Source organism: Stenotrophomonas sp. TWI169 (assembly GCF_039674705.1).
GTDB classification, from domain to species: Bacteria; Pseudomonadota; Gammaproteobacteria; order Xanthomonadales; family Xanthomonadaceae; genus Stenotrophomonas; species Stenotrophomonas maltophilia_P.
In genome coordinates this window covers 166,564-181,558 of the sequence record NZ_JBDJOB010000001.1, presented here as the reverse complement: position 1 = coordinate 181,558, position 14,995 = coordinate 166,564, and the positions used below count along the sequence as shown (strand labels likewise).

General features: G+C 69.0%; 16 protein-coding genes. 2 read left to right on the top strand and 14 right to left on the bottom strand.

Annotation, left to right across the window (positions count from 1 at the left end):
- Nucleotides 1-124: 124 nt before the first annotated feature.
- The 14 genes from ABE543_RS00750 to ABE543_RS00685 all read right to left on the bottom strand — a co-directional run bounded on the left by ABE543_RS00750 (nt 125) and on the right by ABE543_RS00685 (nt 13,823).
- Entirely contained in the window at nt 125-1,300 is a 1,176-nt protein-coding gene (locus tag ABE543_RS00750) for a substrate-binding domain-containing protein (protein ID WP_053516316.1), read from the bottom strand.
- A gap of 212 nt (nt 1,301-1,512) precedes the next feature.
- Nucleotides 1,513-2,712, bottom strand: coding sequence for a type II secretion system inner membrane protein GspF (gspF, locus tag ABE543_RS00745; protein ID WP_128988248.1), 1,200 nt, complete (start codon nt 2,710-2,712; stop codon nt 1,513-1,515).
- Nucleotides 2,713-2,719: 7 nt separating this feature from the next.
- Entirely contained in the window at nt 2,720-4,156 is a 1,437-nt protein-coding gene (gspE, locus tag ABE543_RS00740) for a type II secretion system ATPase GspE (protein WP_346475209.1), read from the bottom strand.
- A gap of 2 nt (nt 4,157-4,158) precedes the next feature.
- On the bottom strand, nt 4,159-6,534 hold the full coding sequence (gene gspD / locus ABE543_RS00735; protein WP_346475121.1) for a type II secretion system secretin GspD: 2,376 nt from the start codon (nt 6,532-6,534) through the stop codon (nt 4,159-4,161).
- Nucleotides 6,531-7,058: a type II secretion system protein GspM gene (gene gspM / locus ABE543_RS00730; protein ID WP_197571110.1), complete on the bottom strand. Its 528-nt coding sequence runs from the start codon at nt 7,056-7,058 to the stop codon at nt 6,531-6,533. The genes gspD and gspM overlap by 4 nt, the downstream gene beginning before the upstream one ends.
- A complete protein-coding gene (gspL, locus tag ABE543_RS00725; RefSeq protein ID WP_346475120.1) occupies nt 7,055-8,221 on the bottom strand; it encodes a type II secretion system protein GspL in 1,167 nt (388 codons plus the stop codon). Before gspL ends, gspM begins: the two co-directional genes overlap by 4 nt.
- Complete coding sequence (gspK, locus tag ABE543_RS00720) at nt 8,218-9,078, bottom strand: type II secretion system minor pseudopilin GspK (RefSeq protein WP_111186859.1); 861 nt, start codon at nt 9,076-9,078, stop codon at nt 8,218-8,220. The genes gspL and gspK overlap by 4 nt, the downstream gene beginning before the upstream one ends.
- Before the next feature lie 54 nt (nt 9,079-9,132).
- The gene (gene gspG / locus ABE543_RS00715) at nt 9,133-9,570 is read right to left on the bottom strand and encodes a type II secretion system major pseudopilin GspG (RefSeq protein WP_065176116.1); all 438 of its coding nucleotides are present in this window, start codon (nt 9,568-9,570) and stop codon (nt 9,133-9,135) included.
- 57 nt (nt 9,571-9,627) lie between these two features.
- On the bottom strand, nt 9,628-10,188 hold the full coding sequence (locus ABE543_RS00710; RefSeq protein WP_258012752.1) for a hypothetical protein: 561 nt from the start codon (nt 10,186-10,188) through the stop codon (nt 9,628-9,630).
- 143 nt (nt 10,189-10,331) lie between these two features.
- Nucleotides 10,332-10,880 (bottom strand): hypothetical protein, encoded by a 549-nt coding sequence (locus tag ABE543_RS00705; protein WP_180875265.1) that lies wholly within the window; start codon nt 10,878-10,880, stop codon nt 10,332-10,334.
- 53 nt (nt 10,881-10,933) lie between these two features.
- A complete protein-coding gene (locus ABE543_RS00700) occupies nt 10,934-11,914 on the bottom strand; it encodes a DUF4880 domain-containing protein (RefSeq protein WP_346475208.1) in 981 nt (326 codons plus the stop codon).
- A 69-nt stretch (nt 11,915-11,983) separates the two neighbouring features.
- Nucleotides 11,984-12,514 (bottom strand): sigma-70 family RNA polymerase sigma factor, encoded by a 531-nt coding sequence (locus ABE543_RS00695; RefSeq protein WP_346475119.1) that lies wholly within the window; start codon nt 12,512-12,514, stop codon nt 11,984-11,986.
- 16 nt (nt 12,515-12,530) lie between these two features.
- Nucleotides 12,531-13,211 (bottom strand): TonB-dependent receptor, encoded by a 681-nt coding sequence (locus ABE543_RS00690; protein WP_053516350.1) that lies wholly within the window; start codon nt 13,209-13,211, stop codon nt 12,531-12,533.
- A gap of 147 nt (nt 13,212-13,358) precedes the next feature.
- Nucleotides 13,359-13,823, bottom strand: coding sequence for an Lrp/AsnC family transcriptional regulator (locus tag ABE543_RS00685; RefSeq protein ID WP_128988259.1), 465 nt, complete (start codon nt 13,821-13,823; stop codon nt 13,359-13,361).
- Between the two features lie 125 nt (nt 13,824-13,948).
- Here ABE543_RS00685 and ABE543_RS00680 point away from each other — a divergent pair, with 125 nt between their 5' ends.
- Both ABE543_RS00680 and ABE543_RS00675 read left to right on the top strand, forming a co-directional pair.
- Nucleotides 13,949-14,683 carry an AzlC family ABC transporter permease gene (locus ABE543_RS00680; RefSeq protein ID WP_065176122.1) on the top strand — a complete coding sequence of 245 codons (735 nt, stop codon included), beginning with the start codon at nt 13,949-13,951 and terminating at the stop codon, nt 14,681-14,683.
- Entirely contained in the window at nt 14,680-14,979 is a 300-nt protein-coding gene (locus ABE543_RS00675) for an AzlD family protein (protein WP_053516356.1), read from the top strand. The genes ABE543_RS00680 and ABE543_RS00675 overlap by 4 nt, the downstream gene beginning before the upstream one ends.
- Nucleotides 14,980-14,995: the final 16 nt, after the last annotated feature.

Genomic DNA, 14,995 nt, shown 5'->3' with positions numbered 1-14,995 from the left:
GTTCGCATGACATGAAGCCGACAGCGTGCAGGGGGCGATGGCGCTGCACGCCGCACGGCGGAAATGGCGACGCCGGCCACAGGGGCCGGCGCCGGGTCAAACAGGGTTCACGCGGTGCTGCGGATTACAGCGGACGGCCGATGCCCGCACAGGTGCTGGGATTGTTCAGGCCGGCTGCGCTGCTGGCCAGCACGAAGCGGTTGCGGATCGCATCGCGCCAGGCCTTGGTCAGCGGGATGAAACCATGGCCGGTGATCGACGCCTCGTAGGCCGCCGGGTAGGTCGCCGGATAATGACGGGCCAGGAAGCCGCGCAGGCTGGTGGCAACTGCCGAATCCTTGTAGCACTGGCCGATCACCAGGTTGGTGTAGCCGGCAATCGGATAGCCGGCCGAGGGGTTGCCGAACACCGGCACCCAGTTGGCGGGGTTCTCGGCAGCGGTGCCGGTCGGCGGAGCGACGGTATCCAGGGTGGCCTGCACGCTCACCTGGTCCGGCGAGAAGCCCTTGACCTTGGCAACCTTGGTCGCATCGGTCAGGCTCGGGATCACGTCCGGGCCGACGTAGCCGATGCGGCCATCCGCCGCATAGACAGCGTTGTACAGCGAGGTGCCGCCCGTGGCCGGCGCGGCGACCAGGAACGCCGGCAGGTTGTTGTTGGCATCGCGCTTGTACAGGTCGGCGAAGGTCGACTTCACGGCGAACGTGCCACCGACCAGGTTCGAGGTCGCAGCCGGCTCAGCGGCGCAGGCGGCAGCCAGGAAGCGGGTGAACATTTCGCTGGTGCCGCTGCTTTCGGTGCGGTAGACCACACGGATCGGACCGCTGCGGTTGGCGTCGATGGTCGACCAGTCGCTGATCGCGCCCGAGAACACGCCGCAGATCTGCGCCACGCTCAGGTTGACGGCCGAACCCGGCTTGTTGAACGGGATGGTCACCGAGGTGGCCACCGACGGCACCTGGATCAGGGCGCCGTAGCGGTTGGCATTGGTCGACTGGTTGTAGTTGGTGGTGTAGGTGCTCAGTTCGGTCGCGCTCAGCACCGAGTCGCTGCCAGCGAAATGCACGGTGCCGGTGGTCGAGAACAGCGCCGAATTGTTCTCCAGGAACGCCTTCTTGCCGGTGCCCGAACCGGTCACGGCGTAGCTGAAGTTGGCCGGCAGGATGCTGTCAGCCTGTCCCTTGTAGAGGTCGGCCGGCAGCGATGCACCACCGCCGGTAACGGTCTGCGCCGACGCGGCGCCGGCAGTGGCGAGCAGCGCGGTGGCAACCAGCGCGGCCAGAGTCTTGTACTTGTACATGATCTTCTCCTGAAGGGTTTGCTGCGAAGGGAAACGCCAAGGGAGGAACGGTCACTACACGCCTGCTGTCGCTGAGGGCCTCCCAGCCCGCTCCGCGACGACAGGCTCATGCTCGTCCGTGCCGATGACAGGCCGCTTAAGAAACCTGTGGAAGATCGAAAAAAGGTATGGAGGATTGTGTGGAGAAGCGTGGCCTGTGCGCCGCACGCCCGTCACTGCACTAGCTGGTTCATTTCCATGATCGGCATCAGCACCGCCAGCACGATGGTCAGCACCACCCCGCCCATCACCAGGATCATGGTCGGCTCGAGCAGTGCGGTCAGTGCCATCGCGCGCCGCTCGATCTCGCGCGAGAGGGTCTGCGCGGCGCGATCCAGCAGGGGCGCAAGTGTGCCGGTCTTTTCACCACTGGTGACCAGATGCACCAGGATCGGCGGATAGACCTTCTGCACTTTCAACGCAGCGCCCAGTGCCGCGCCCTCACGCACGCGCGCGGCGACATCCTCGGCGCAGCGCACCAGCAGCGTGTTTCCCAGTGTCTGCCGCGCTGCCTCCAGCGCGCGCAGCAATGGCACGCCGGCATCGAGCAGGATGGCCAGCGTCGAGGCGAAGCGCGCACTGTTCACGCCAAGCACGAAGCGCCCCATCACCGGTACGCGCAGCAGCATCGCATCCCAGCGCAGGCGCAGATCGGTGCGGCGCAACGCCAGCCGCCATGCCGCAACCAGCAGGCCGATGCCCAGCGCTGTCCATGCACCCCAGCTGCGCACGAACGCGCTGGCGGCCAACATCACCTGGGTCAGCATCGGCAGTGTCTGCCGTGCCTGCACGAACGCTGTCACCACCTGCGGCACCACATAGCTGAGCAGGAAGATCACGATCGCCACCGATACCAGACTGATCGCCGCTGGATAGATGAACGCCGTGAGCACCTTGGCCTGCAGCGCATTGCGCTCCTCGATGTAATCGGCCAGGCGTTCCATCACCCGCGCCAGGTCGCCCGAGTCCTCGCCGGCGCCGACCAGGGCGCGATAGATCGGCGGGAAGTCGCGCGGCCGGGCCGCCAGGGCCACGGTCAAGCGCTGACCCGCGCGCACATCGGCGCGCACCGAGGTCAGCGCCTGGGCCACATGCGGTCGCTCTGCCTGCTCGATGACGGCACTCAATGCGCCCTCCAGCGGCAGACTGGCGGCGAGCAGGCTGGCCAGCTGGCGGGTGGCCCAGGCCAGTTCGCTCGCTGAAAGCCGGCGTGTTCCCCAGCCCCCGCCTGCGCCGCGCGCGGGGCTGACCTGCACGGGCGTCAGCCCACGCCCACGCAGCAGCTGGCGCGCGCCACGCGGGCTGTCGGCATCCAGCTGGCCCTTTTCGATGCGTCCCTGCGCGTTGGCGGCCTGGTAGTCGAACAGCGCCATCGTCGCATCAACCGTCGCCGCTGACGCGCAGGATTTCCTCCAGCGTGGTCAGGCCGCTGTCGACCCAGCGCTGGCCGTCCTCGCGCAGGCTGCGCATGCCGGCGGCCCGTGCCGCCTGGCGCAGCGCGGGCTCGCCCCGCCCTTCATGGATCAGCGCGCGCACCCGATCATCGACCACGAACAGCTCATGGATGCCGGTTCGCCCGCGGTAGCCGCTGTGTGCGCAGGCTGCGCAGCCCACTGCCCGCCACACCGTGCGACCGTCGGCATCGACCTCCGCGCGCCGGCACTGCATGCACAGGCGCCTTACCAGCCGCTGTGCCAGCACACCGCGCAGCGAAGACGCCAGCAGGAACGGCTCCACCCCCATGTCTGCCAGCCGGGTCACTGCCGAGATCGCATCGTTGGTATGCAGCGAGGCCAGCACGCCATGACCCGTCAGTGACGACTGCACGGCGATCTGCGCGGTTTCCAGGTCGCGGATCTCACCGATCATGATGGTGTCCGGGTCCTGGCGCAGGATCGCGCGCAGCGCGGTGCCGAAGGTCATCCCGATACGCGCATTGACCTGGATCTGGCCGATGCCCGCGAAGTCGTACTCCACGGGATCCTCCACGGTGAGGATGTTGCTGGTGCTGCTGTCGAGCTGGCCGAGCGCTGCGTACAGCGAGGTGGTCTTGCCACTGCCGGTCGGGCCGGTGACCAGCACGATGCCGTGTGGCTGGCGGATCAGGCCGGTGAACGTGGCCAGGGTGTCGTCGGCCATGCCAAGGCGCTGCAGCTGCAGCCGGCCGGCATCCTTCTCCAGCAGGCGCAGCACCGCGCGCTCGCCGTGCCCGGTCGGCACGGTGGACACGCGGATGTCCAGCGGCCGGCCGCCTACGCGGAGGGCGATGCGCCCGTCCTGTGGCAGGCGCTTCTCGGCAATATCCAGGTGCGCCATGATCTTGATGCGCGACACCAGGGCGGCATGCAGGGCGCGCCGCGGCTGCACCATGTCGCGCAGCCTGCCATCGACACGGTAGCGGACCACCGAATGGGTCTCGAACGGCTCGATGTGCAGGTCGCTGGCGCCATCGCGCGCGGCCTGTGCCAGCAGCGCATTGATCATGCGGATCACCGGCGCGTCATCCTGTGCATCCAGCAGATCAGTGATCTCCGGCATGTCCTGCATCAGCCGGTCAAGGTCGACTTCGCTCTCCGCCGCGCCGACGACCGCCGCGGCGTCGCCGCCGTCACGATACTGTTCGCCCAGCCGCTGCTGCCAGGCCGCACTGTCCAGTTGCTGGAACGGCAGGGGTCCATGCCGGCGGCGAAGCTCGGCGACAGCCCAGGCCGGGGTCTCGGCGGTGCCCAGCAGGACCGGCCCATCACCCGTGTCGGCCAGCATCACCCCGTGGCTGCGCACCCAGGCATACGGCAGTGATCGCAGATCGTTGGCCACGGTCACGGCCCGATCACCAGTTCCGGGGTGTATCCCAACCCCCGCAGCTGCTGCAGGGCCGGGTCCAGCTGTGCCGGATCGCGTGGCAGTCGCACCCGCAGGCGCTGACCCGCTGCGCCGGGTGTGGCTTCTGCGTACGCCTGCAGCCCCAATGCCCGCACCTGCGCCACCGCCTGCGCGGCGCGTGCGGGGTCCAGGCCCTGCGCGAACTGCACAAGTTGCGCAGTGCCCTCGCCGGTCGGGTACAGGGCGGCCAGACTGGTGTTCTGCAATGGTCGCCCCTGGCCGTCGCGCGCGTTGCCCTGGCCGAGCGTACCCAGGTCCTGTGGCGGCAGCTGCGGCGCCGACAGCGCCGGCAATGCCCAGCTCTGCACCGGCTGTGCACCGGCCTGGGCGTTGCGCATGTAGTCGTAGCGATCGCGGGTCAGGCGCTGGCCGGCCGCCGGGTCACGCACCACGTGCGGTCGCAGGAACACCATCAGGTTGGTCTTGGCGCGCCTGCGCGTGTCGCTGCGGAACAACGCGCCCAGTACCGGAATCCGGCCCAGGCCTGGCACCGCGTCGCGACCGTGGCTGACGCTGTCCTCGAGCAGGCCGCCCAGCACCATGATCTGGCCGTCGTCGAGCAGCACGCTGGTGTCCAGTGCCCGCTTGTTGGTGATGATGCCCTCGCTGCTGGAGCTCTGCCCGTCGATGCTGCTCACTTCCTGATAGATGTCCAGCTTCACCGTCCCGCCTTCGGAGATCTGCGGGCGCACCCGCAGCTTCAGGCCGATGTCCTCGCGCTCGATGGTCTGGAACGGATTGTTGCTGCCACCTCCGCCGTCGGTGACATAGCGGCCGCTGACGAATGGGACGGTCTGGCCGACCATGATGCTGGCGGCCTCGTTATCGAGCGTCATCAGGTTCGGCGTGGACAGGATGTTGGCACCGCCCTTGCTCTGCAGCGCGTTGGCCAGTGCCTTCATGTTGAGGATCTGGCCCACGCCCGGCAGCGTGATGGTGCCATCGATCACGCCCACGTTGAGGCCATCGCGCGGCAGCACGTCCAGCGTGGTGCGCGCGGTGCCATTGAGGCCGCTGCCGCCGGTCGCACCACCGAAGTGGGTGCCTGCGAACGTGCGGCCATTGCCCAACATCCACTGCACCCCCAGTTCAGCGGCATCGGTCTGGTTGACTTCCACGATCAGGCTTTCCACCAGCACCTGCGCGCGCCGCTGGTCGAGCTGGTCGATCACCCGACGCAGGTTGCGGTACACCGGCTCCGGCGCCGAGATCAGCAGCGTGTTGGTAGCGACATCGGCCTGTACGGAGATGCCGTTCTGGCTGAAGCCACTGCTGCCGGCATCAGCGGGGTCGCGCCGGTCCGGATCGAGCCGCTGCGACGGCAGCGCATTGCCCGTGGCCCCGGCCTGCTGCGGCTGCGGCTGCGTCGGCGCGCTGCGAGCAGCCCCGCCAGGCAGCGGCGTGATGCCCTCGCTGCTGCCCATCGCCTGCGCGTCGCTCTGCCCGGCCACCACGCCACGCAGCACACCCGCCAGCTGGGTGGCCTGTGCATTGCGCAGATAGACCACATGCAGGTTGCCGGACTCGTCCTGTGCCCGGTCCAGCTTCTCCACCAGCTGGCGTGCCAACCGCGTGCGCCCCGGGCTGCTGGAGCGCAGCAGCACGCTGTTGCTGCGCGGATCGGCCATCACCACCACCTTCTGGCCCGGCTCGGCGCCCTGCGCATCCAGCAACGGTGCGACCATCGCGGCCACATCCACGGCGATCCCCTGCTGCAGCTTGACCACGTCGGTGTCCATGCCAGCCGGGGTATCCACGCTGGCGATCACCCGCGCGATGCGTTCCAGATTGTCGGCATAGTCGGTGATGACCAGCGTATTGTTGCCCGCGTTGGCGGTGATCGGGTTGTCCGGGCTGATCATCGGCCGCAGCACCGCGACCAGTGCGGCCGCATTCTCGTAACGCAGCGCGAAGGTCCGTGTGGCGACCTCTCCACCTGCCGCTCCGCCGCCTACCCGGCCGCCCAGCAGCTTGGCATCGGCCTGTGGCACGACCCGGCTGATGCCACCGTTCTCGACCACGGCGAAGCCACGCATGCGCAGTGCGCCGAGCAGAAGCTGATAGGCCTGCGCGCGACTGACAGGACCATCCGATACCACCGTCATCTTGCCGGTCACGCGTGGATCGATCAGGAACTGGCGGCCGGTGAAACGCGCTGCCATCCGCAGCACGCCACCGATATCGGTATCCACCAGATTCAACTGAACCGGCTCGTCGCTGGCATCCTGCGCCCATGCCGGCGCGGGCAGGTGGACCATCCCCACGACCAGAGCCAGCACCGCGCCACAGGCAAGTCCATGCATCGACCTCATCGAAGCTCACCCGCAACGGCCTTCATCACGATGCTTCCCGAAATACGTGCCGCCGGCATATCCGCGTCCCCTGTGCGTTGCAGTTGCAGTCGTTGCAGTTCGATGGTCGGGTCGGCCAGCAGCGGCAGGAGCCAGTTCCAGAGCACATCGGCGGGCACCGACTGCACCTGCAGGTGCCAGCGTCCATCGCGCGCGTCGACCCGCACCCCATCGGCAAGGCCGGCGGCGGCGATCCGCGAACGCAGGCTGGTCAGTGTCGGCCGCTGCTCCCGGGCCAGGCGCTGGCGCTCGCGCGCGTCCAGCAAGGGCGCCAGTGCCCGCATCTGTGCCTGCAGGCGCGGCAGCTCAACCTGCCAGTAGCTGCGCTGCTTCAGCAGGGGCTCCAGCCAGAATGCCCACAGCGCAGCGGCCAGCAGTGCACCCACCATCGTCGTCAGCATGACGCGCTCGCGTAGCTGCAGGCGCCGCCAGCACTGCGACAGCGCCGCGATGCCGCCTTCCATCCACGCAGTCCGTACCCTCATCGGCTGCCCCCGGTGCTCAGCCGCAGGCGGCCACCGCCCTGGCGGATCAGCTGCAGGCCCTGCGCCTGCGCCGCCTGCTGCCATCGTTCCAGATGCTGCGCATCATCGGCCAGCGCCTGCGCATCGGCGTCCAGTTCCAGTTCAAGCGCGCCGGGCGTGTAGTCCATGCCGCGAACGCGGCCGGCCAGCTCCGGAACCGCCTGCAATGCCAGCGCGACCTGTTGCTGTATCCGCGGCAGTGGAGCCGTCTGCACCGGTGCGGCCAACGCACGCCGTGCCTGCAGGACCGGATCCAGTACCTCGGTGATTTCCGGATACTGCGCGCTGAACTGCCGCGTCATTTCCCGCTGCAACGCCTCACCTTCGCCGCGCCAGCGCGAGACCTGCAACTGCAGGCCCGTCGCGGCGAGCACCGCGGCCGCCAGTGCCAGCCCGATCGCCACTCGTGGCAGGCGTCGTCCGCCGCGCTGCAGCGGTAGTGCCCATGCCGGCAGCGGGCCGCTGGCCTCGCTGCCCGCGGCCACTGTGCTGGTCTGCAGGTGTCCGGGCCAACCCGAGGGCACCGCATGCACCCATTGCACGGCCTGCACGCCGGCCTGCTGCAGGCGCAGGGAGGTTGCCTGCAGCACGGCTGCCACGTCGCGCCCGCCACTCCACTGCACGAAGCCGCGGTCGCGCCCGCTGCGTACCAGCAGGTGCTCGCCCTTCGCCTCCAGCGTGGCCCGCCCCTCCGTCCACGGCAGCAGCAGCGGCGTCGGGTACAGCCCCTGCAGGCTCAGGCCGCACGACGCCAGCAGCTGCTGCGCCTGGGCCACGGCCTGCTGGCCCAGCCATGCCACCGGCACGGTCCCGTCAGCCGCCTGCGGCCCATTGGCCAGCGCAACATCCTGCAGGTCGTCCAGCAGCATCGCCTCCACCTCGCCCTGCAGCGCGGCCTGCAGCCGGCGACCTGACAGCGGCGGCAGCTGCAGTTCCAGCAGGATCAGGTCATGCGGATCGAGGCAGGCGTGCACCTGTGCCTGCGGATGGCGCTGTCCCAACGCCGATAGCGCCTCGCAGCCATGCGCCGCCACGTCACCGCGTTGCAGTTGCGCCCACTCCACCCGGCTGTCGGCCTGCAGTCGATCCAGCGCCGGCAGGCGCACCCGCAGCTGCACGCTCATGCGCCGATCCTCGTCCATACACGCTGCACGCGCACGCTGTCATCGCGGTACTCACGCCAGATCAACGCGCGGAAATCGACGTCGCGGTCGTCTGCCTGGACCTGTCCGACCGCCAGGAACCATTCGCTGTGGATGCCCAGCGGCATCACCGACATCTGCTCGCTGCTCACCTGCAGGCGGTTGGCGATATCACCGCGGTTGAGCAGCCAGCGGCCGCCATCGCGCTCGTCCACCAGCGCCCGCAGCCGGCCCGGATCAGCGCCGGGTGCAACCGCCTGCAGCACGGCCAGGTCAGTCGTATTGGCGTTGACCAGCGTCTGCGCCGGCAACACCACCGTGCGCCGGGACAACGCCCGGACGGCGCGTGGCTCGGCACCGGCCAGCGCCTGCCCGATCAGGGCTTCGCGCGGCAGGGGCGCCTGCGCGGCGCGATCACCGTCGCGCAGCCGTGCCTGGATGTGGTCCGCGGCACCGCTGCATGCGGCCGCAGACACCCCCTGCTCCACGCACAGCGCCACGAAGGCCTGCCGCGCCTGCGCATCCGGTTGGCCCTGCGACAACAGGTTGCGCAGGTTGAACAGCGACTGCGCGTCCACCATCTGCAGGCGCACCGGCAGCGGCGCATCCAGCTGCACCGGCCGTGCCCAGCGACCGTCGCGCACGGTGGTCAGCTGCTCGCGCGCGTCGTCACGAAGCTGCTGCCCCGCGCGCTCCAGCGCGGCATCCACGGCCATGCGTACCTGCGCCCGCAGCTGGTCGCCACGCAGCGCACGCAGCTGCGCGGCCTGGCGGGTCAGCAGCGCGGTCGCGATCACCGCCACCAGTGCGACCACCAGCATCGCGACGATCACCGCCATGCCCTGCTGGCGACGACACGGAAAGGCTGCCATCGGAGGCGACATCGGTGGACCTCACAGCTGCCAGGAGCCGATGTCCGCATTGCCGGCATCACCTCCGGCCTTGCTGTCCGCGCCAAGGGAGAACACGTCGATGTCGCCGTGCGCGCCCGGGTTCTGGTACTGGTACGGATGCCCCCACGGGTCGTTCGGCAGGCGGTCCAGATAGGGGGTTGTCGGCATCGCGCCGCTGCTCTGGGGCGGCGCCACCAACGCCTGCAATCCCTGCTCGGTGCTGGGGTAGCGGCCATTGTCCAGGCGATAGAGCTTCAGCGCCTGCATCAGTGCGGCGATGTCCTGGCGTGCCGCCACCACCCGCGCCTGATCGGGACGATCCATCAGGCGCGGCACGATCAGTGCGGCAAGAATGCCGATGATCACCACCACCACCATGATCTCGATCAGGCTGAAACCGTGCTGCCGGGCCCTGCCACCACGAAGCTGTCTTGCCATTGTTCCGCCCTCGTCATCCTGGAAGGGACCGCTGCACCATGGTCAGCGGCGCATGTGTCAGTACGATAAACATCCACCTGCAATTCGCTGCTGCTCCACCCTGTCTGCGCTGGCGCCCGCAGGCGGCACGCCAGCCGACTGCAGCAGCGTTGCAGGTACCGCCGCCAACGCGCCTTCCACGCAGCGACGCAGCAGCGGGTGGCGACTGGCCTGCAGGATCCGCACGCATTGCGTCGGCGACCAGGCGCTGCCACGGCCGAAGCCGACGAAGCGGCGGTACACCTGGTGATGGCGCAGGTCATCGTGTACCCGTTGCGCGCTGTCCAGTGCCTGCACCCACAGCAGCAGAGCGGCACGCTGCAGCATGCGGACATCGTCCATGTCCAGGGGCAGCGTCGCGATGGCTGCTTCCGGCCACGCCGGCAGTTGCGCATCGGTTGCGCGGCGCAGCGCCAGCAGCGGATGCGCCTCGACGTCCAGCGCCGCCCATCGCGCGGCGTCTGCCCAGGCGTCGCTGGAAAGCACCCAGACCCACGGATGCCCGTAGCGCTGTACGCACAGCGGCGCGTGCCGGGCCTGTTCCAGCGACCGGCTCAGGTGACGATCCAGCTCGAGCATGCTGATCCTGCGACGTTCCGCCATCGACGCTGCCTGCGCTCCACGACGCGGATGCGCCGTACTCTGGAGAAGACGTCAGCAGGGTCGATGAAGCGACAGCGCGTTGCGCGGGATGTGCCGTGCGTTGCGCTTCAGCCGCTCTGTCACAGCGACGTCATGCGCCTGCAGGCATCGGCATCCAGCAACGGAGCGATGCCGCCGCATTGTCGTGCCAGCACCATCACGTCGGGACGTCGGGCAAATGCGGACAGCAACCCGGCCGCGTCCGCGTCGGCCAGCAACGCGGCCGTGGCCTGGCGCAGTGCCGGCAACTGCCATCCGTCCATCGCAATCACCGCACCGGCCACGAACCAGTGCCACAAGCGGTGATGGATCACCTGATCGTGCAACTGTGGCAGGCCCTGTATGCCATGCATCGCCATCAGCAGCAGACCGCGGGCCGCCATTGCCGGTGATACGCTGCCCTTCTCCGGCAGCGACAGCGCCTGCTGCAACCTCAGCAGGGCAGCCAGCGGATGGCCCTGCGGGTCGAAATCCAGCAGCACGGACTGTTCCTGCCACTGCGGATCGGAGACCACGCAGACCCAGGGCGATCCATAGCGATGCACCGTCAATGGACGCCGCTGCGTGGTCTCCAGCAATGCGGACAGGTTGCGTCGCAGGTCGAGCACACCGATGGTCTCGTTGCGCATTCCTTGGCTTCTCCTTGCATGCGGCAGCCACGCGACGCGCGTGGCCGGGGACTCTACCCCAGGACGGCGATACCGCCCGGGAAGCGACGCAGCTCCAACGACAGCGTCAACCGCAGCTGTTCCAGCGCCGCGTCCGGGTCATCGATGCGGAAGCGACCGCTGACCGGCGCACGCGCCTGTGCGCCGTCACCGAGCAGGACCCTGCCGCGGCGATAGCGATTGATCTCGTCCACCACCTCGCGCAACGGCGCGCGGCGGAACACCAGCATGCCTTCGGTCCAGGCGCTGACCTCGGCGGCCACGGCCTCGGCCACCACCCCGCTCAGGCGCTCGTCGTAGCGGGTCTGCTGTCCGGCCTGCAGCCGCAGCCGGCCCTGCGGGTGCTCGATGCGGGCGCTGCCGCGCAGGCACGTCACCCGGACGTGTCCCCCGGTATTGCGCACGTCCAGCCGGGCTGCGCCCTCATCGGCGATCACACAGCCCGGCCCCGCGTACAGTGCGAGGCGTGAACCCGCAGCGGTCTCGAATGCCGCCTGCCCCTGCACCAGCTCGTAACCCTCGCCACCCGCACCCATCCGGCGCCGCAGACTGCTCTGCGTATCCAGCTCCAGCGTCAACTGCGGCGTCAGCGCAAGCTGGAGGCGCTCGCCGGTGCCGGTATGGAAGTCGGCCGCCATCGCACTCACCGACGGCCACAGCCCCAACGGTGGACGGATCGCTGCCACCACGGCGAGGCTGGCGGGGGCGGCGATGGCCGCCCCCAGGAATGCACGCCGGCTCCATCGCCGTGCCAGGCCCGGTGCCTGCGGCTGGCGCGCCGCAGCCGGGACCTGCTCACCGGCCACGCGCACCTGCTCCCATTGCCGCCGCGCACGGGCAAACGCTTCGCGGTGACGCGAATCGGTCGCGCACCATTGGCGGAACCTGCGTCCGTCGGCTGCCGTGGCCTCGCCCGACGTCAGACGCACCACCCAGGCGTGCGCCTGGCGCTCCACGGCGTCGAGCGTGCGGTGCGGGCGATCATCAGGGTCCATGCGCAGTCCAGCCATGCCCGCACGCTGCGGGGTTCTGCTCGGCGTCAAAGTGTAGACGGACGCCGCCGGTCAGAACCGCACCTGCCGGTCCTGCCCGCTGCGCTCGGCCAGATAGTCCTGGGCCGCTTTCAGTTCGCGCTGCACCAGCCGCAGCGACACGCCCAGCTGCTCGGCCACGTCCCGCTGCTGCAGGCCGTCCACGCGGATCGCCAGCAGGATCCGGCGGCGGCGTTCGGGCATGCGCTGCAGCAGGCCGACCATGTCTTCGAGGGCATTATCAAGCTCCGCGGCCTGTGCCGGACCGGGGCCCGGATCGGCCATCTCCATCAGCGCGTCCACTTCTTCCAGACTGAGCAGGCGATGGTCGGCGCGCTGCCGATCGATCACGGTGTTCATCGCCATCCGCAGCAGATAGGCCGCTGGGTTCTGCACCGGGTCCAGCCGGTCGCGGCGTGCGCTCAGGCGCATCCAGGTGTCCTGCAGCGCATCGCCCGCCAGCTCTTCCGAGCCCAGCTTGCGCACCAGCCGGCGCTTGAGTTCATCGTAGGCCCCCAGCAGGTGATCCATCAGGTCCACCGCCCCGGCCGTTCCGTTGCTCATGTTCGAATCCTTGAAATCATGGAAGGGGCTGCCGCCGGCCACAGTCGTGGTCGGCACGGGAGGGCTGGATCTGCAGGGTCACCGGCTGCGGCAACGCGGCGGCGTCGATGGACGGCGCCAGCCTGCCGATGGCGAGCAACAGGCGCCGATCGCGCCGGGCGTCGCCGCTGCCGACGAGCAGTTCGGCATCGTCGACATGGCCCTCGGCGGTGATGCGGAAACGCAGCGTCGCCGCGTAGCGGCCCGGTGCGAGCAGGGGGTCGTCACAGAACGCGTCGCGCAGCCGCTGCTGCAGCCCGCCAAAACGACGGCTGCGCTCGGATTCCGGCAGCAGGCCGACGGTACCGGCTGCGCGTTCGGGTTGCGCGCCCAGCCGAAGCACCACGCGCTGCGCGCCGATCACCTCGGCTTCGACGCCGGTCTCCTGCAGCAGGGTCTGCAGCGCCTGCAGCGGCGGCAGGCTGGCGTGCAGCGGGTAACTGCGCCGACCGGCAGCGAGTTCGCCGGCGTACATCACCGACCACCCGCTGCTGACGCTGAAGCGCTCCACTGCCTGCTCCAGCGGCTGCGCCGGAATGTCGTAGGCACGGACGTCGTCCTCGGCCGTGGCGACGAAGGCCAGCAGCAGCCACGCAGCGATGGCCACTCTCCATGTTCTGACCGCGTGGCGTCCATCCAGCCCCCTGACGTTGAACACATGACCCTCGGCAGCGACCGCAGCTGTGACGGAGGCAGGCGGCACGACCGGGAGGTCGCCCGCGCGCGCCCGGCAAGCGGGGTCAGACCCTACCGGGGGCAGATGTCATTGCGATGACCACCGCACCGGGGCCGGCGCGGCGTGGCCTCAAAGCGGCAGCCGGGTGGTCTGCTTGATCCGCTGCATCGGGATCTCGGTCTTGGTGTTCTGCACCCCGGCGATCCTGTTCAGATGCCGGATCTGGAACTGGCGATACGCATCCAGGTCGGCCACGGCCACCCGCAGCAGAAAATCGCAATCGCCTGCCATCAGATGACATTCAAGCACTTCCGGCAGGGACTTGATGCTGTTTATGAAGTGGTTGGTGGTGTCCTCGTCCTGCCCACGCAGCCAGACCCGCACGAATACGGTGAAGCCCCGTCCAACCTTGGTCTCGTTCAGCAGCGCCACGTAGCGGTCGATGTAGCCGCCCTCCTCCAGCAGGCGGACCCGGCGCAGGCAGGCCGACGGCGAAAGACCGACCTGCCTGGCCAGCTCCAGGTTCTGCAGACGACCATCGACCTGCAGCGCCTCGAGAATCCGGCGATCAAGGTTATCGAGTTGAGATTGCATTGGATTCCACCCTCATGGCCATCTGCCGCATCAGATGCGCAACATTCTCAATCGAATGGCATCAACGCAACCCGATTTCGTGCCGTCGCCGCTAGGATGAAGCCCCCCTCGCTCGCTTCCGCTACATGGACGCCCAACCCTCCCTCCTTCCGCCTGACGCCCCCTGCCACGTCACGCCCCGCGCCGAGTTCCTGCGCGGCCTGCGCGCTGCCGTGCCGGTGATGATCGGCTTCGTTCCCTTCGCCCTGGTGCTCGGTGCACAGGCTGCGCAGAAGGGCCTGTCGGCGCTTGAAGTACCGCTCATGACCGGGCTCAACTTCGCCGGCGGCTCGGAGTTCGCCGCCATCGAGCTGTGGACGTCACCTCCGCACATCGCGCTCATCGTAGCGATCACCGCGCTGGTCAACAGTCGCCATCTATTGATGGGGGCCAGCCTGGCACCGCTGCTGCAGCACCTGCCACGCCGTCGCACGCTGCCGGCGTTGTTCTTCATGTGTGACGAAAGCTGGGCCCTGGGTGTCGCCGACGCGCGGCGGCGCATGCACGGTTTCAGCCTCGCCTACTACCTGGGCACCTCGGCCGGCCTGTATGGGGTCTGGGTGACCTGCACGACGCTGGGGGCGATCGCCGGCCCGCTGCTGGGCGACATCCATGCCTATGGATTCGACATGGCCTTCCCCGCAGTGTTCCTGGTGCTGCTGCGTGGCATGTGGCAGGGCCTGCGCGCAGCGCGGCCCTGGCTGGTCAGCCTGCTGGTGGCCGCAGGCACCCATCTGCTGGTTCCGGGCGCCTGGTACGTCGCCAGCGGTGCGCTGGCCGGGCTGGTGGCCGCCTGGCTGCTGGCGGAGGACGCGGCATGATCCAGTGGAGCTCGCTGCTCACCATCGTGCTGATGGCAGCCGTTACCTACCTCACCCGCATCATCGGCTTCCTGGCCCTGCGCAACCGCACCCTCGGCAAGCGTGCGGTGACGGTCATGGAGGCCGCGCCGGGCTGCGTGCTGATCTCGGTGATCGCCCCGGATTTCGTCGCCGACAAGCCCGCCGATCTGGCTGCGCTGGCCATCACCCTGCTGGCCGCCACCCGGCTGTCGATGCTGCCGACCGTGCTGATCGGCGTGGTCTCGGCCGGGTTGCTGCGCCATCTGCTGGGCTGATTCACGGCAGGCCGGG